The organism is Algoriphagus taiwanensis (genome assembly GCF_036245645.1).
Taxonomy (GTDB): Bacteria; Bacteroidota; Bacteroidia; order Cytophagales; family Cyclobacteriaceae; genus Algoriphagus; species Algoriphagus taiwanensis.
The window spans coordinates 133,583-149,304 of sequence record NZ_BTPE01000005.1 but is presented as its reverse complement, the minus strand read 5'-3'; the positions used below and the strand labels follow the sequence as shown (position 1 = coordinate 149,304).

The following is a 15,722-nucleotide window of genomic DNA, read 5'->3' as shown; positions in this document are numbered from 1 at the left end:
ACCCAATTCACAAAAATCAGATGTTCAATTTCTTCAAGAAAAAGAAAGAAGAGGTCAAGGTCAGCCCTTACTTGCCTCTCAAAGTGCGGGAGGTAGTCAAAGAAACTTCAGATACGGTTACCATTTATTTTGAGCAGCCCGAGCCTTATTTGGATTACAAACCCGGGCAATTCCTGACTTTGGTGATGGATTTCGAAGGAAAGGAGCAGCGGAGGTCCTATTCGCTTTGTACCTCCCCATTTGTGGATCCTTTTCCGGGGATTTCTGTGAAGCGGGTACCCGGAGGACTTTTTTCCAATTACCTGAATGAGAAAGTTTTCCCGGGGAAAACCATCAATGTACTTAAGCCTCTTGGGAATTTTACCACGGATTTTCATTCCCAAAACAGACGTCACTTCTTCCTTATTGCCGGAGGAAGCGGGATTACCCCTCTGATGGGGATTCTCAAATCTGTTTTGGTCAATGAGCCCCAGTCGGTGATCACGCTGATTTATTGCAGCCGAAATGAGGAACAAATCATTTTCAAAAAGCAATTGGACCTGCTTCAGAAGGCTAACTCTGACCGATTGAATATTATCCATAATCTTAGCCAGCCTTCGGAAGGCTGGACTGGTCTGAAGGGAAGACTTTCTGCTGATCTTTTGAGAGAATTGTTTGCGAAGGCTGAGTTTGAGAAGCGCTACGAAGAAGTATATTTCCTCTGCGGACCGGATGGAATCATGGATACGGCAGAGGAAGTCTTGGATAAATTGGGCGTGGAAAAGGGCCGAGTTCATCGGGAAAGTTTCTTTTCTGCTGCTGCTCACCAGGCTCATGAAGATGCACTTAAAGGCATCAATCACGGGATTTTGACCCGGGATGTACGTGTCATATTGGAAGGGGAGGAGCATGTGGTAACCGTGAATCCGGGCAAGACCATTTTGGAATCCGGCTTGGAATCCGGATTGAATATGCCCTACAGCTGCCAAAGCGGACTCTGCACGGCTTGTCGGGGCAGGCTACTGAGCGGTGAAGTCAAGATGGATGAGGATGCAGGATTGAGTGACAAGGAAAAGGAGGCAGGCTATATTCTTTGCTGTGTTTCCCGACCGCTGACAGAAGACATTCAAGTCACCATCGAATAACATCAGCATTTTGGAAATCGACCCTATTCGAAAGATATACAAGCGAACCGAAAGGTTTACCCTTATCATTTTGATGATTGCACTTCCGATTTTCGGTTTGGTGTATCTCTATCATTCTTCAGGAAGTATAAACAAGGACCTTCCTCCTTTGGGGGGCTTTCTGAATGGATTTTTGATTGCCTTTTCCTCTTCTATTTTGCTTGGGCAATACCTTGTATTTCACGGGAAAATCAAAGCGACATTCAAAGAGGAGGACTTGGTAGAAAAGGTAAGAATCTACTCCAAGGCTACCGAGCAGCGATTTTTGTTTCTGTTTTTGGTTTCGATTTGCACCAGTATCGGCCTGCTATTTGGCGGGAATCCCCTTCATACCATTCTATTTGCCCTTGCTTTGGTTTTCTTTTCCCTGGCCAAGCCCAGTCCGGATCGGATGGCAAGGCTGATGAGGCTGAAAAAAGAAGACCGGGAGCTGATTCGTGCAGCATCCCGGCCTGAGTAAATTAAGATTGGCTTTTTTTTAGTTTTCGATGGAAATATTTCCTGAAGTAATATTTCCCCGGATCCAGGTAGAAGAACCGTTATCGATTTCCAGTGTTTTTCCGGAGCTGATGCTGCCTACTTTAAGATTGCCGGAAGAAGCTTTTAGGGAAAAATTGAAATCCTTCAGATTGGAATTGGTTTGGATGCGGAAGTTGCCAGAACTTCCCTGAAATCGGGTGTTTTCACCCAGCCCGGAGCCTGTTGCCCGCATGGTGCCTGAGGTAAACTGCAAGTTTCCTAGTTTCCCGGCATTCTCGATTTTGGCATTGCCAGAAGTCAGGCTGACACTGACTTCACCTCCTATATTTTTGGCATCCAAGGAGCCACTGGTGGATTCATAGTTCAAGTCTCCATCTACATTGTAGAAGTTTCCGTTACCGGAGGTCAGTCCGCTTTCCACACTTCCCTTAACTCCGTCCACAGTCAAGTTGCCTGAGGTAGCTTTGACGAGAAGATCTCCGCCTATTTGGTTGGCTTTAAGATTCCCTGAGGTGATTCTCAGGTTTGTTCTCTCGCTTTTTACCTGAGTCACCGTGATGTTCCCAGAGCTTCCCTTCACGTCCAAAGCCATGGCTTCCGGTCCAGAAATAGTGATGTAGCCTTTATTTCGGGTATTCCAGCTGTAGTTTCTTTGCTTTCGGGTATGGGTAATTTTGAGTACATCGCCCACCGTGACAAAGACAATATCCTGATCGGTGTCATTGGACTCCAAGTAGGCTTCCACATCTACAGATGAGCTGGATCCGCCTGTGTAGGTTACATTTAGCCAGCCGCTTTCTACTTCGATTCGGGTGATTCCTGGATAGGATTTTTTGGTATCTACCAATACATTTTGAGCGAATGTCCAAGTAGATACCAGCGCTAAAAGAAGCGTCAGTGTCAGTTTTGAATAGGTATTTTTCATCGTTAAGGTTGTTTAAATTTTAATCGGTAAATAAAATCCCAAAACTCATGGCCTGTAGCTCGGGTCCTCTTCCAGGCTGGAAGAGATCATTTAAATCATAATTGAAGAAAAGGGTCACGTCTCCCACTCCGATTTCGGAGCGAAGACCATATCGGAAATTGTCCACGTACATATTGGATTTTTCATAAAGCTTGGTCTGATCTCCATCGGCATCATCATAGACAAACTTACCTCTACCACCGATCCTCAGTCCAGCATAGGCTCCTACTCCGAAGCGGAGATTTCCGTCATTGGTCTGAATGCTTGGAACCAAGGTGAGGTTGACATAGGAGGCAGAAATCTTGGATTTGGTACCCACCCCTTCAGTAAATTCCTGGAATTCCAGTCCATCTGGAGTTTTTACAGCTATGAGGTCTGTGTCTTCAAACTTGAAGTTGTACCAACTGACACCCAATGCGGATTTCAGACGGAAGTTTCTGCTGGGCTTCCAGGTGCCAGTACTGTTCATGGCGAAATACCAGCTGCCCCATGGCTTGACTTCAGGTGCTCCTTTATCAATAGGCCAAAGGTTGATTCCCAGTTCAGGTTCCACAAAGTTGGTCTCGAATCGGGAATGTCCTTTTTTGACATGGTTTTGATAGTCTTCTTCGCTGATTTCCCATTCATACATTTTGGTGCCGTCTTCGTATTTGGTGACCATCCAGCTCTTTCCCATTACGGTGTAGACTTTGGTTTTCTCTCCTTCCATGGCTGTTTTTTCTTGAGAAAATGCCAAGGAAATGGGCAAGAGAAAACAGAAAATTAAAAGTGATTTTTTCATTGTTGGTTTAGTTAGCAAAAGAAAGGGCAGGGGAGATTTAGCTCCCCTACCTGATTAAAATACAATTCCGAATGTGATGGGATTGAGGGCAGGACCTTTTCCTTCTTGGAAAAGCTCGTTCAGGTCATAGGTGGTGAAAAACTTCACTCTTCCTACTCCAAGCTCTCCCCGGAGTCCATAGCGGAGATTTTCCAAGTAAAGGCCAGTAGCTTCTTTGTCTTTCTTACGACCGGATCCTCCAAGTTCTTCATAGACATATTTGGATTGGCCGCCCAGTCTATAGCCTACATAAGGTCCTACTGCAAGGCTAAGTCCTCGCTTGCTGTCGTTCATTTTTCCAAAATCCAGCTCCAGCAAAGTCATGGCAGTGAGATAAGAAGCAGAAATCTTGCTTTTGAAGCCATCTACATCAGTTCTTTGCTCAAACTCGATCATATCCTCTCCTCGTACCGCCTGGAAATCCCTGTTTTCAAACTTGAAATTGTACCATTGGAATCCCAATCCAAAGTTCCAGTGGAAGCCTTTGGAGATGCGCTGAGAAGCCATCCAGTTGAGACCAACTTGCCAGCTACCCCAGCCTTTCACCGCGTACGGGTTGTCTGAGGTAGGGAAAGACCCATCTTCCAGGTAGTTGTTGATCCCCAAGTCCACATTGAAGTAGGAGCGGAAGGGAGGGTCGGATTTTTTTCGCCCTCCAGTTTCGACTTTGACCCGGGTATTTTCCCCGCTTTCATCCACATACACCCGAACCCCGGCTACATTTACCTCGGTCTCTAGGCCGTCTTCATAGACTTTGACCACTTCTTTGATGCTACCGTCTTTTTTGCGGATTTCTACAATGGTAAGATCTCCAGTTTGTTCGTTTTCTTCCAGATCCAGCTCGCTGATAATCTGATTGATGTTCATGAGCTTAAGCTTTTCAAAATCCTCCTTGGACTCCACCATGATTACCACTTTTCCGGATTTACCGAATTCAATGACCACGCTGTCTTTCATCACGCGGGTTTCGGTGAGGGGATAGTCTATTGGGTCGGTGGAGGCAAAAGCGACCTGAACCAAGGCCATCAGACAAAATAAAAGCAGATACTTTTTCATACGATTTGACTTTAAGAAATGAGTTGGTTTAGTTTTTTTTATGGTTTTTCTTCAGAGACTTCTCTCTTGGTGTTTTTAGCGGTAAAGAGGTTGTTTTTGGCATCCTGAAGGGAGATCAATCCATCATCCACTTTGCCAAGCAGGTCTTCTACTTGGCCTACCGTTTTTCCCAATTCTGTAATCAGATTTTTATCCGGAGCTTCTCCTTTTTTGATCCCGTTGGAGTAGATGCTGACTCGGTAGAGTGGCTCGTCTTCAGCGGGTTTGCTAGCTTCTGCCACGAGAGTTTTAGGCATTTCCACGGCCTTCAGTTCAGGCTTGGGTAGCTCGATCAAATCTTCGGCTTTCAGCTCAGGGACCGGAACGAGTTCGATCTCCGTCTTTTTGCTTTGCTCTTCGATTTTGGGAGAAGAGTCAGCAATTAATTCCCGACGAGGCTGGATTTCAGTCTGTTTTTGAACTTTCTCCTGCTTTTTGGGAGCGGGAGTTTCAATTGATTTAACTTCAGGAAATTCCTCTTTTTCTTCGCTTGGAATCACTTCTTCAGGGATCACCTCGGTGGTAGCTTCAGGGGTATTTTCTACCTCTTCAGTTGTCTGCTCGGCAAGAAGATTTTCTTCGCTTATTCCTCCTTCTCTCGGCCAAAGCAGGTAGCCGACCGTCAAAAGAATGGTCATAGAAGCGGCAATGCCTATAAAGAAGCCCCAGCCTTTTTTAGCCTTTGTCGGGAGCTGGCTTTCCAACCTCTCCCAAGCCAGTGCACTGGGCTTTTCTTGGTGGGTTTCGAGTTTTTCCCGAAACACCCGGTCGAATTGTTCATTTGTCTTAGCCATGATTTGTCTTGATTTTGGGTGAAAGACTGGCAATTTTTTCTTTGAGCGAATTTCTCGCCCGATTCAATTGGGACTTGGAGGTGCTCTCACTGATTCCGAGCAAGTCTCCTATTTCCTGATGAGAATATCCTTCTATCGCGTACAAGTTGAATACAGTCCGGTAGCCTACTGGGAGGCTCTGAACCAATTCCATCAACTCGGCAGCTTCCAAATGGGTGAGTTCGTACTGGGGAGATTGCAAGTAGTGCTCATCCTCCATGTTCACTTCCATCATCAGGTGCCGGTTGCTTCTGAGCTTCATCAAAGCCTGGGTGACTACGATCCGCTTCATCCATCCTTCGAAACTTCCCTTGGATTGGAATTGGGGGAGTTTTTCGAAGATTTTCATAAAGCTCTCGATCATCACATCTTCGGCATGTTCCCGGTCTTTGAGGTACCGCATACAGATGGCCAGGAATTTTCCCGAGTAGGAATCGTAGAGATGTCTCTGGGCAGCTCTGTCACCCTTGAGGCATCCTTTGATTAGTCCTTCTTCTGTAGAAAAATTGGATCTGTTAAACATTCCGGTTGGCTTTCAATAGGGTAGATGCAGATGCCTGAAAATGGGTTGCGCAGGAAGACTAAAAAAAGTTAAATTTTTTGAGGATAAAAATAAAAACCCTGAAAGTCAGTTGCTTTCAGAGTTGCATTTTTTTGATTTTCCTCAGAGCGAAAGGACAAAAAACAGGAGAGCAACTCCCAAAACGAGGATCATGATCTGGGATTTTTCCTTGTACTCCTGCGGGAGTTTCCTTTTCCGAAGGACCATCACCGCCAGGCTCAATCCGAAAAACTGAAGCAACAGACTGACTCCATTCAGCGGGCCCATTGGTGCATCCAAGAAGCCAAATTGGGTATTGATCAAGGAAAGGGTGCCCAAAATGATTCCCGTAAGGCCAAAAATAAAGGAGCGCTGTAAAAGAACCGGTTCGGGAAGGTTGGACCATTTCATAAAGGGTACTTGAGTTTAGGGTGAATTGAGGGTAAAGTTACTGGGTCTGGGTTAAAATGGTAATTTTTTCAGAAATCAAGGTTTTTATTTCCCACAGATTTCCACGGATTAAAATCACAGATTCTGACAGATGTTTTTTTCTAGTCAGTTTCAGCCTTCTGACTTCAAACTTTAAATCCGGCTCACAGATGAAACGGATTTCCACAGATGATTTTTCTGGTCAAATTTCAGACTTCTGACTTCATACTTCTTACTTTAAATATGGCTCACAGATGACACAGATTCCCACAGATGATTTTTTGTAGTCAAGTTTCAGCTTTCTGAATTTATCTTTCTGAATTTCCAACCTGACGGCTTCGGCCTACGCTACTCCCGTAGTTCCAGCGCTCAGACTGACTACGCAGCTAACTGAATACTGTTCACTGCCAACTGCAAACTTGTCAACTACTTCCCGAATCCTGCTTTTCGATTGGCAAAATAAGCGGCGATTTCCTCTCCGCTAAGGGCATTGAGAGTCATTTCCTTGGTCAAACCACCTTTTCTTCCTACCAAAACGCCATATTTCATGTCGGCATAGCCGTCCATTTCATGGGCGTCTGGATTGATGGAGAGTTTGACTCCTTTTTCCATCGCATAATTCACCCATCGCCAATCCAAATCCAATCTCCAGGGATTGGCATTGATTTCAATCACGACCCCGCGCTCTGCACAGGCATCGATGATGACTTGGTGATCGATGGGATAGCCTTCTCTTCTCAGCAGAAGTCGGCCCGTCGGATGTCCGAGGATAGTAGTATAAGGATTGTTGATGGCTTTGAGCAGGCGTTCGGTAGCTCTTTTTACATCCATATTTAGGATGGAATGCACAGAGGAAACGATAAAGTCAAAGCTGGCCAACACCTCGTCCGGATAGTCTAAGCTTCCGTCTCCCAAGATGTCGCTTTCTATTCCTTTGAAGATTTTGAAAGGAGCAAGTTCCTTATTTAGTTCGTCGATCTCCTGATGCTGCTTCAGGACTTTTTCGATTTCAAGTCCGCCTGCATAGCTTGCTGTGCGACTATGGTCTGAAATGCCCAAGTATTCATAGCCCAAGGATTTGCAGTATTCGGCCATTTGCCTCAGGCTGTGCTTTCCGTCGGAGTAGGTGGAGTGATTGTGCAGGATGCCTTTCAGATCAGTTTCTTCCAAAAGGTTTGGAATGGCATTTTCCTTGGCACGGGTGACTTCACCAAATCCCTCTCTCATTTCCACCGGGATGAATTGAAGGCTGTTTTTGGAGAAAAACTCCTCCTCTGAGCTGAAGTCCTTTTTCATCAAACGTTCCCCGATGTTTTCTGATTCGGATACCGGGGAAAGCAAATGGGCTTTGGAAGCATTATGCGCCATTTTTTTCCAGAGGAAATCTTCCTCGCTGGAGAAATACAAGGTGACTTTCAGATCAAGGTCTTTCAGCTTTCCCTGCCAGGTAGTCGGACTGCTCTGAGTCCATTCCCAATCGATCCGATCCCAGTTTTTCAAGCTTTTCTTGTCTGCCTGATTACTTACCAAGAACTCCGCGCCGGAGATGATTTCCATTTTTCTTGCAAATTCCCCCACGGTTTCAAGGGAAACTTTTCCAGCCAGTTTTTTGAGTTCTTCTTCCAAGGCCACAATCGCCTCTTCGATATCTGCATAGAGCCATTTTCCCGCATTGGAAGCTTTGAATTCCAGATTTTGGATGATGCTTTCCTGAGTTTTTTCTCCGAAACCCTTGATCTGAGCCACTTTGTTGCTTTGGCAAGCCTCCATGAGCTCGTGGGTGGAAGTGATTCCGAGTTCTTCCCAAAGTGTTTTTACTTTTTTGGGTCCCAAGCCCTTGATCTGTAGGATTTCCAAAATGCCCTGAGGGGTTTTGGTCAGGAGTTCGTCCAGTGTTGGGAAAGTCTCAGTAGCCTTGAGGCTGATGATTGCTTCCTGAATGCTTTTTCCCACACCGGGGATTTTTGACAGGTCTGCATCCTCGACTTCCATCAGGTCTTGATCTCCACGCTCTAGGGAATTCAAGGCACTTTGATAGCTGCGGATTTTGAATGGGTTTTCGTCATGAAGCTCCATCAGCTGAATGGTCAGCTTGAGCTTTTTCAGGATAGTTTTATGATCCAAAACGTTTGGGTTTTCGTTAGGCTAATAGGACAAAGGTCTTCAATATTTGTTTCAATTTAAAGTCCGAAAGCTTAACTTATCCTTTGAGAGGTGGTTTACAGTTTGAGAATTGTCCGATGTTGGATGACTGATGACCGATGAGGCAAGGATGGTGCTGATTTCGGAAAGTTGCAAGGTGGGAAAGTGGCAAAGTTGTCAGGTTCTTTGATCAAAATATTGATTGAAGGTCCTGAATACGTCGAAATTCGTAAATCAAAGGTTCATCTTAGATGAAAGAAGTGTCTCAAAAAACGAATAACTTAAGAATTCAATAACCAATAACTCATTAACTCAATACCAAATGAACTACTGGATGGTCAAATCAGAACCCACTTCCTATTCTTGGGCAGATTTTGAAAAGAAAGGAGAGGATGTTTGGGATGGCGTGAGAAACTATCAGGCGAGGAATTTTCTCAGGGAAATGAAAAAAGGAGATCAGGTGCTCTTTTATCACAGCGGAAAGGACAAAGCTGTCGTTGGGATAGCTGAGGTTTCTGAGGAGGCTTTTCCTGATCCAAAAGATGGAGATTGGGTTGCGGTAAACTTAAAGGTCAAAAGTCCCCTTCAAAACCCGGTAAGCCTAGTAGCTATCAAAGCGGATGATCGGCTATCGGAAATGCTCATGCTAAAGCAATCCCGATTGTCTGTTATGGCTGTGACTAAGGCTGAGTTTGATTTGATTTTGAAAATGAGCGCAAAAAAGTCCTAAGCAGAAACCCTCCCAACCATTTCCTCACTTGAATATTCTCCCAAATTTCCTTCCAACAAGACCAGAGAAACACTTCCTATGAAAAAATATTGGCTCCTTCTTTTTTTACTGGTAACTCAATTCCAAGCCATTGGTCAAATCAAGTTTTTGTCCCGGTTTGAAATCAAAGGAGAGGCATTTGATCCAACTTTTGAGACCATGAGAACCGACTTGGGTTTGGTTTCATTTCGCACGATGATTACCAAGAACTTTTCCGGAGAAAGGATCTTTCAATTTTTCTTATCTGACAATGATTTAAACTCAAAGGGCATAGTTGAATTGGACGTAAGGACCAATTTCGATATGATGGGATACGATACGGATGGGGATCGTCTGTATGTCCTGTTTGCCAAGGGATCGACTGGCAATTCCACCAAATATGTTTTGGAAGTGGACCTAAACACCAACCAAGGTCTTGAATATTCCGCTGACAACCTGCTTCCCTCTGACTTGGTGGAGTTTTTGGTACAAGACAAGAAGGCGGTTTTTCTTGGAACCTCAGAGAATCGGCCTGTTTTACAGATTTTGGATTTGGTAGACAAAAGCCTGCATACCGTTCAGGGAATCTACGGCAATAACACCCAGGTGCTTCAGGTTAGAAAAATGCCAGAATTGGAATCCATCGAGGTAGTTGTCAATAGAAAGGGCCAATTCAGAAATCGGGAGTTACTCATCTTGACTTTTGATCTTTTGGGAAATCTCTACCGGGAGGTGAAAGTAGACCAATTTGGAGAGCCAGGGCAGGAGATTCTTGGAGGATTGCTATTGGCAGATCAAAACTACCAGCAAGTGATGATCGGGTCCTATGGACTAAACGCCCGGGGCAATTACCAGGGTATGTTTATCATGGATATCAATGAATTTGGTGAGTATAAATTCAAGCTTTACGGGTTGGAGGATTTTCCGAATTTTTTCAACTACCTGAAGGAAAAACAAAAGGAAAAAAAGGATCAGCAGGTGCTCAAAGACTTGGAAAAGGGTAAGATTCCTCCGATTAGGAATACCTATACAATCCGGGAAGTCAAAGAAACCGAGGATGCATTTTTGGTTTATTTTGATCAGGTTAATATTGTGACTTCCAGAGGTGGGGCAAGAACAGGTTCGGCAAGCCCATTCAGCGAGTTTAGATACAATCAGGCCAATCGTATGGCCTCTACCCCTCTCAATCTGACCAATCCTAATCCTGTTGGAGATCTAACTCCGGTCTATATCCAGACCGAATACCAATATGTGTCTTCTCATTTTGTCAAGGTGGCAAAAGATGGCCAAATCCTCTGGGATAATTCTGCTACTTATGGAGACTTTGCCACTTTCTTTTCAGGGCCTTTTGGAGAGATTGCTTATGTAGGTGATGATTTGTATCATGTCTATGCTGAAAATGACCAAATCGTTGCCAGTTTTTTCAGAAACGGAGAGAAGAAGTTTGAGCGCCTATTCTTTGCGATCGAGCTACCCAACGAAGAGGAAAGAATACAAAGGACTGATTTGGAGACACTTCGCCTTTTCCATTGGTATGATCAATACTTCTTGCTCTCGGGAATGCAATCTATCCGCTTCCAAAATGAAGATGGAATGGAAGAGGTCAAGGAGGTTTTCTTTTTGAGCAAATTCGTAATCGACGGAGATTTGTATCAGCCGGAGGAGGAAGGGGACTAGTTTTATTTTCTATATTTACGCTCAAATCCTACCCATGCAAAAGCGACTCGTACTCGATCAGCAGCAGATTGCCATCATCCTGAAGCGATTCTGTTTTCAACTCATCGAAAATCACGACGATTTCGAAAACACGGTGATTTTGGGACTTCAGCCCCGGGGTACCTTGTTGATGGATAAGGTAGTTGCTCAGCTTCAGGAGATTGCCGGAATCCGAGTTCCCTCCGGATATTTGGATGCTACTTTTCACCGGGATGATTTCCGCAGAAGAGACTTTCCTCTCAAAGCCAACGAGACGAAAATCGATTTTTTGGTAGAAGGCAAAAAGGTCATTCTCATCGACGATGTGCTTTACAAAGCACGAAGTGTAAGAGCAGCCATGGATGCGATGATTGCCTTTGGCAGACCACAAAAAGTAGAGTTGATGGTCCTCGTGGACCGCAAATATACCCGGGACTATCCCATCCTTCCTGACTATTGCGGAGTCAATGTCAATACACTGGACAGCCAATATGTGGTCGTGGAGTGGGCAGGACAAGGACCGGAACAGGACGCCGTTTGGATCACAGAGAAAGTCAACCCCTAACTATGTCGCAAATCAGCACCCGAAATCTGCTTGGAATCAAAGATATCACCGAATCAGACATTCAGCTGATTCTGGAAACGGCAGCCAATTTCAAAGAGGTCATCAACCGACCGATCAAAAAAGTCCCTTCTCTTCGCGACATCACCATCGCCAATATATTTTTTGAAAATTCCACTAGAACACGGCTTTCCTTCGAGCTTGCAGAAAAGCGACTCAGCGCCGACGTGGTTAACTTTTCATCCTCCAACTCCTCTGTGAAAAAAGGGGAGACCCTGGTAGACACCGTAAATAATATTCTCTCCATGAAAGTTGACATGGTGGTCATGCGCCATGCCAGCCCCGGTGCTCCTCATTTCCTTTCCAGAAATGTAAAAGCCAATATCGTCAATGCAGGAGATGGTACTCACGAGCATCCCACACAGGCACTTTTGGATGCCTTTTCCATGCGGGAAAAAGTGGGGGACTTGGCAGGGAAAAAGATTGCCATCATAGGGGATATTCTTCATTCGAGAGTAGCTCTTTCCAATATCTTCTGCCTCAAAAAGCTAGGCGCTGAGGTGATGGTCTGCGGACCGATTACCTTGCTCCCCAAATACATTTCCAGCCTGGGCGTAAAGGTGGAATTGGACGTGAGAAAAGCCTTGGAATGGTGTGATGTAGCCAACGTGCTCAGAATTCAATTGGAGCGTCAGCAGATCAAGTATTTCCCTAGCCTCAGAGAGTATTCCCTTTACTATGGGATCAATAAAAAGATGCTCAACTCTTTGAATAAAGAGATTGTCCTGATGCACCCGGGTCCGATCAACCGAGGAGTGGAATTAAGTTCGGATGCAGCTGATTCTGCACAATCCATCATTTTGGAGCAGGTTGAAAACGGTGTGGCTGTAAGAATGGCGGTACTCTATCTTTTGGCTGGAGCAAAAGCTTGATTATTTAGTATCAAGAATCAGGTGGCTAGAATCAAGTATCTAAAAGTAAATAATTGAGATAAGAAAAAAGGATGAGGTGCCAACCCCATCCTTTTTTGTATTTAACCGAACCCATAGCCTAAGCAAGGTATCCGAAATCTCAAACTTGTGCTGAGCGGGCCGAAGTATCCAAATTTATTTCCCCCATTTTCCTCCGCCCACGAAGAATCCTAAAGTGAAGCCGAAATACTCATTGACTGCTGTACCGATAGCAGTCCCGCTTATATTTTGAAGATCACTGCTGGGGACAAAGTTGTATTCCGCACCCAAGCGGAATTTTCCCAATTCCACACCTGCTCTCAGCATAGGAGCCCAGGCAAAATCAGCTTCCAAATTCCCAACATCTTCGGGTGCATCATTGGAATCCACTTCTAAGTTGCTGAATCCGTAGTAGCCAAAACCCGCCCCAATATAAGGGGCCACCCGGCTGTTTCCTTTATTGAAATAGTAATTGAGCGTTCCCACGATGGATGCGTTTCCTCCGACTTCACCCTCGTATGCTTCAGGGTCATTGAAATAGACTACTTCCTTGGCTAGACCCGCTACACCAAACCTAACACCAAAAGCCAAGTTGCTTTTGACCAAAATCTGCGGTTCCAGATTCATCAAGGCTCCAATTCCCCCGTCTTTCGGGATCGCTGCGCCTAAATCCATCTGAAACCGGAATCCTCCGGCCCTCTGCGCAGCGACTTCTTGAACGAATGCCAACATAAAAATGGCGATGATTAATTTTTTCATTAGTTAGTAAGGTTTGTAAATAAATAAACAAATGGCTTGTGATTACAACTTTTCTAAAAATAGGGGAGTTACATCAAAAGTCCGCATTTTTCCTCATTGGTAATGAAATCTTGTCATTGGTCAGGGGCCGGTTTGGGAAAAAGCGAGGATCTGTTCATTTTTCGAAAAAATAAGCTCCCATGCTGACAGTTACCAATCTGATTAAAAAGTACGGCAAGCAAAATGCCGTTGACGATATTTCCTTTCACCTGGATGGGGGAGAAGTGGTAGGACTTCTGGGTCCCAACGGGGCTGGAAAAAGTACCACCATGAAATGTATTGTGGGCTTGCTTCGCAAAACCTCCGGGGAAATCACCATTGGAGGTCACGATCATCTGAGTGTGGAGGCCAAGCGGTTTTTCAGCTACATACCCGAAACGCCCTATGTCTACGATTTGCTTACCGTATATGAACACATGCAGTTTGTAGCTCAGGCTTATGGAGTGAGGGATTGGAAGCCTCGTGCTCAGGAATTGTTGGAGATGTACGAACTCGACGATAAGCAGAAAAAACTGGGAAGGGATCTCTCCAAAGGGATGCGGCAAAAAGTTTCGATCTGCTGCGCTCTGCTGCCTGATCCTCAATTGCTGTTTTTTGATGAGCCCATGATTGGCTTGGACCCAAAAGCAATCAAAAACACCAAGCAAGTCTTCCGAAATCTTAAGGAATCCGGCAAGACCATTTTAGTCTCCACCCACTTGATTGATAGCGTGGAGAGTATCGCCGATCGGGTTATGATCATGAAAAACGGGCAGATTATTGGCAACGATACTATCCACAATCTGCGAGCCCAAGCTGCCGAAGGCGGAGAAGGATTGAGTTTGGAGGATTTGTTTCTAGAATTGACCAAGGATGAATGAAGTCAGACTTTTGCTACGAAAGGATTTTTGGATTGTAAAAAACAACCTCCTTTTAATCCTTAAAAACCCGTTGAGACTGATTCCCTACGCAGTCATGGTGGGGTATTTCTTTTTTATCTATTCCCAGCGGATGAAAGACCGAGCTGAAGAGTCTTTGTCCAGACAGGATTTGGATGCTTTGGGAGAGGTGGACTATGGTCTTCAAAACATGATTGGTGGTCTCACCCTTTTGGCGTTGGCATTTTTGCTTTTTCAGTTGTATCGGGCTACCAAGAAGAATGTAAGTTTTTTCAAAATGGCCGATGTAAATCTCCTTTTTACAGCTCCGGTCAAACCTGAAAATCTTCTATTGTACTACATGGGCAGATCAATTCTTCCTTCTTTAGGCGGATCTCTGATATTTTTGGCCTACGGAGGAAGTCAAATGGCCGGGTTGTTTAATTTCAGTTGGGACAATGTGGTTTTTCTTTTACTCGGCTTTGCCCTCTTCTTTTTCATGATCTTCCCGATCCGATTTTTGGTTTACACAATTCATACCAAATACGGCATTATGGATTATATCCGGGGTGGAATCGTAGGTGTTGGTGTATTGCTGGCAGCGATGATCTTGATTCCTGGATTGCAAGCCGAAAAGTTCTGGCAAGGGATGTTTGCCTGGATAGCTTCGCCTTGGTTTGATTTCTTTCCTCTTGTAGGATGGAGCAAAGGCATCTTCGGCTACCTGCAGCATCAAAATTGGATTTTGGCTTCCGGTTTTGTGGCCTTATATGGACTGACCTACTTCACGGTGGTGAAACTGGTCATCCGCCATTCGGGATATTACTATGAGGATGTGCTCGAAGCGACCAAAAGCAATGAGGATAAACTTGAAAAAGCCCGTGGAAAACAGGAGGTGACCGAGGATACTTACAGTCTCAATTCAAAGAAGCAGCTGGCTTTGCCCGAATTCGGAATGGGAGCCAAAGCCTTTTATTGGAGAAATTATGTGCATAGCAGCCGACAGGATTTTCATCCTTTGATCGGGGTGTACACACTCGGAATGGCCGCCTTGGGGATTCTTTTTGCAGGATTGTCCCGATTCGACTGGTTTTCCCACAAGGTCTTTTACTTCTACCTCTTTTTCATGATCATCTTCTATTTCCTCGCAGGCATCGGTCGGGCAAATATTGGAGATTTAAAAAAGCCTTGGTTTATCCTGATTCCAGCTAGTTGGTCTTCCAAGTTTTGGAATATGATCAAGCTGGATTTGTTGCAGACGGTGATCTTTTCTGTCTTGTTGATTTTGCCTTCCGTATTTCTTGCGAAAATCAGTCCCGGATTAATCCTGATTTTCCCTTTGGGGATGGTTTTCTCCTACCTTATTGGCTTGGGGATCAATTTGATTCCTCAAGTGGGCTTGGAGGAAAGTTGGGATAGATTTCTGATCAAACCCCTGATGATCGGAGGTTTTTTGCTCTTTGGCTTGGCGCCGGCAGGGATTCTTTCCATTATCATCTTTGCCATCACGGATCAATTTGTGTATGGATTATTGACTCTGGTGATCGGATTCTTTTTCATCGCGGCGATTTTGGTTCATGTGACGATGGATATCCTCAAGCGATTGGAGTTTAAGGAGCTGTAATTGGGAATTGGAATTGACAGT

General features: G+C 44.8%; 16 protein-coding genes. 8 read left to right on the top strand and 8 right to left on the bottom strand.

Annotation, left to right across the window (positions count from 1 at the left end; translation table 11 throughout):
• Nucleotides 1–20: 20 nt before the first annotated feature.
• A complete protein-coding gene (locus AAA938_RS08795) occupies nucleotides 21–1,124 on the top strand; it encodes a 2Fe-2S iron-sulfur cluster-binding protein (protein ID WP_338228297.1) in 1,104 nt (367 codons plus the stop codon).
• Nucleotides 1,125–1,134: 10 nt separating this feature from the next.
• On the top strand, nucleotides 1,135–1,623 hold the full coding sequence (locus AAA938_RS08790) for a hypothetical protein (RefSeq protein WP_338228296.1): 489 nt from the start codon (nucleotides 1,135–1,137) through the stop codon (nucleotides 1,621–1,623).
• 18 nt (nucleotides 1,624–1,641) lie between these two features.
• Here the strand turns inward: AAA938_RS08790 and AAA938_RS08785 are convergent, their stop codons facing one another.
• The 7 genes from AAA938_RS08785 to polX form a co-directional block, all read right to left on the bottom strand.
• A complete protein-coding gene (locus tag AAA938_RS08785; protein ID WP_338228294.1) occupies nucleotides 1,642–2,568 on the bottom strand; it encodes a DUF4097 family beta strand repeat-containing protein in 927 nt (308 codons plus the stop codon).
• 19 nt (nucleotides 2,569–2,587) lie between these two features.
• On the bottom strand, nucleotides 2,588–3,388 hold the full coding sequence (locus AAA938_RS08780; RefSeq protein WP_338228293.1) for a hypothetical protein: 801 nt from the start codon (nucleotides 3,386–3,388) through the stop codon (nucleotides 2,588–2,590).
• A 54-nt stretch (nucleotides 3,389–3,442) separates the two neighbouring features.
• Nucleotides 3,443–4,483 carry a hypothetical protein gene (locus tag AAA938_RS08775; RefSeq protein ID WP_338228292.1) on the bottom strand — a complete coding sequence of 347 codons (1,041 nt, stop codon included), beginning with the start codon at nucleotides 4,481–4,483 and terminating at the stop codon, nucleotides 3,443–3,445.
• A 38-nt stretch (nucleotides 4,484–4,521) separates the two neighbouring features.
• Nucleotides 4,522–5,316 (bottom strand): hypothetical protein, encoded by a 795-nt coding sequence (locus AAA938_RS08770; RefSeq protein ID WP_338228291.1) that lies wholly within the window; start codon nucleotides 5,314–5,316, stop codon nucleotides 4,522–4,524.
• Nucleotides 5,309–5,878: an RNA polymerase sigma factor gene (locus AAA938_RS08765; RefSeq protein WP_338228290.1), complete on the bottom strand. Its 570-nt coding sequence runs from the start codon at nucleotides 5,876–5,878 to the stop codon at nucleotides 5,309–5,311. Before AAA938_RS08765 ends, AAA938_RS08770 begins: the two co-directional genes overlap by 8 nt.
• Before the next feature lie 141 nt (nucleotides 5,879–6,019).
• Nucleotides 6,020–6,307 carry a hypothetical protein gene (locus AAA938_RS08760; protein WP_338228289.1) on the bottom strand — a complete coding sequence of 96 codons (288 nt, stop codon included), beginning with the start codon at nucleotides 6,305–6,307 and terminating at the stop codon, nucleotides 6,020–6,022.
• 444 nt (nucleotides 6,308–6,751) lie between these two features.
• Nucleotides 6,752–8,449, bottom strand: coding sequence for a DNA polymerase/3'-5' exonuclease PolX (polX, locus tag AAA938_RS08755; protein WP_338228288.1), 1,698 nt, complete (start codon nucleotides 8,447–8,449; stop codon nucleotides 6,752–6,754).
• A 340-nt stretch (nucleotides 8,450–8,789) separates the two neighbouring features.
• On the opposite strand from polX, the gene AAA938_RS08750 reads away from it, so the two are divergent.
• The 4 genes from AAA938_RS08750 to AAA938_RS08735 all read left to right on the top strand — a co-directional run bounded on the left by AAA938_RS08750 (nucleotide 8,790) and on the right by AAA938_RS08735 (nucleotide 12,404).
• A complete protein-coding gene (locus AAA938_RS08750; protein ID WP_338228286.1) occupies nucleotides 8,790–9,197 on the top strand; it encodes an EVE domain-containing protein in 408 nt (135 codons plus the stop codon).
• 78 nt (nucleotides 9,198–9,275) lie between these two features.
• The gene (locus AAA938_RS08745) at nucleotides 9,276–10,892 is read left to right on the top strand and encodes a hypothetical protein (RefSeq protein WP_338228285.1); all 1,617 of its coding nucleotides are present in this window, start codon (nucleotides 9,276–9,278) and stop codon (nucleotides 10,890–10,892) included.
• 34 nt (nucleotides 10,893–10,926) lie between these two features.
• Entirely contained in the window at nucleotides 10,927–11,475 is a 549-nt protein-coding gene (pyrR, locus tag AAA938_RS08740; protein WP_338228284.1) for a bifunctional pyr operon transcriptional regulator/uracil phosphoribosyltransferase PyrR, read from the top strand.
• A 2-nt stretch (nucleotides 11,476–11,477) separates the two neighbouring features.
• Entirely contained in the window at nucleotides 11,478–12,404 is a 927-nt protein-coding gene (locus AAA938_RS08735; protein WP_338228283.1) for an aspartate carbamoyltransferase catalytic subunit, read from the top strand.
• Nucleotides 12,405–12,578: 174 nt separating this feature from the next.
• Here the strand turns inward: AAA938_RS08735 and AAA938_RS08730 are convergent, their stop codons facing one another.
• Entirely contained in the window at nucleotides 12,579–13,181 is a 603-nt protein-coding gene (locus AAA938_RS08730; protein WP_338228282.1) for a hypothetical protein, read from the bottom strand.
• A 179-nt stretch (nucleotides 13,182–13,360) separates the two neighbouring features.
• Between AAA938_RS08730 and AAA938_RS08725 the strand changes: the two genes are divergently transcribed.
• Together AAA938_RS08725 and AAA938_RS08720 are read left to right on the top strand one after the other, a co-directional pair.
• The gene (locus AAA938_RS08725) at nucleotides 13,361–14,080 is read left to right on the top strand and encodes an ABC transporter ATP-binding protein (RefSeq protein WP_338228281.1); all 720 of its coding nucleotides are present in this window, start codon (nucleotides 13,361–13,363) and stop codon (nucleotides 14,078–14,080) included.
• On the top strand, nucleotides 14,073–15,701 hold the full coding sequence (locus AAA938_RS08720; protein ID WP_338228280.1) for a putative ABC exporter domain-containing protein: 1,629 nt from the start codon (nucleotides 14,073–14,075) through the stop codon (nucleotides 15,699–15,701). Before AAA938_RS08725 ends, AAA938_RS08720 begins: the two co-directional genes overlap by 8 nt.
• Nucleotides 15,702–15,722: the final 21 nt, after the last annotated feature.

Coding starts and splice junctions, on each gene's coding strand:
- AAA938_RS08785 (WP_338228294.1), bottom strand. CDS start 2,568: ATGAAAAATACCTATTCAAAACTGACACTGACGCTTCTTTTAGCGCTG.
- AAA938_RS08730 (WP_338228282.1), bottom strand. CDS start 13,181: ATGAAAAAATTAATCATCGCCATTTTTATGTTGGCATTCGTTCAAGAA.
- AAA938_RS08725 (WP_338228281.1), top strand. CDS start 13,361: ATGCTGACAGTTACCAATCTGATTAAAAAGTACGGCAAGCAAAATGCC.
- AAA938_RS08735 (WP_338228283.1), top strand. CDS start 11,478: ATGTCGCAAATCAGCACCCGAAATCTGCTTGGAATCAAAGATATCACC.
- AAA938_RS08750 (WP_338228286.1), top strand. CDS start 8,790: ATGAACTACTGGATGGTCAAATCAGAACCCACTTCCTATTCTTGGGCA.
- AAA938_RS08775 (WP_338228292.1), bottom strand. CDS start 4,483: ATGAAAAAGTATCTGCTTTTATTTTGTCTGATGGCCTTGGTTCAGGTC.
- AAA938_RS08780 (WP_338228293.1), bottom strand. CDS start 3,388: ATGAAAAAATCACTTTTAATTTTCTGTTTTCTCTTGCCCATTTCCTTG.
- AAA938_RS08745 (WP_338228285.1), top strand. CDS start 9,276: ATGAAAAAATATTGGCTCCTTCTTTTTTTACTGGTAACTCAATTCCAA.
- pyrR (WP_338228284.1), top strand. CDS start 10,927: ATGCAAAAGCGACTCGTACTCGATCAGCAGCAGATTGCCATCATCCTG.
- AAA938_RS08765 (WP_338228290.1), bottom strand. CDS start 5,878: ATGTTTAACAGATCCAATTTTTCTACAGAAGAAGGACTAATCAAAGGA.
- AAA938_RS08760 (WP_338228289.1), bottom strand. CDS start 6,307: ATGAAATGGTCCAACCTTCCCGAACCGGTTCTTTTACAGCGCTCCTTT.
- AAA938_RS08795 (WP_338228297.1), top strand. CDS start 21: ATGTTCAATTTCTTCAAGAAAAAGAAAGAAGAGGTCAAGGTCAGCCCT.
- AAA938_RS08720 (WP_338228280.1), top strand. CDS start 14,073: ATGAATGAAGTCAGACTTTTGCTACGAAAGGATTTTTGGATTGTAAAA.
- AAA938_RS08770 (WP_338228291.1), bottom strand. CDS start 5,316: ATGGCTAAGACAAATGAACAATTCGACCGGGTGTTTCGGGAAAAACTC.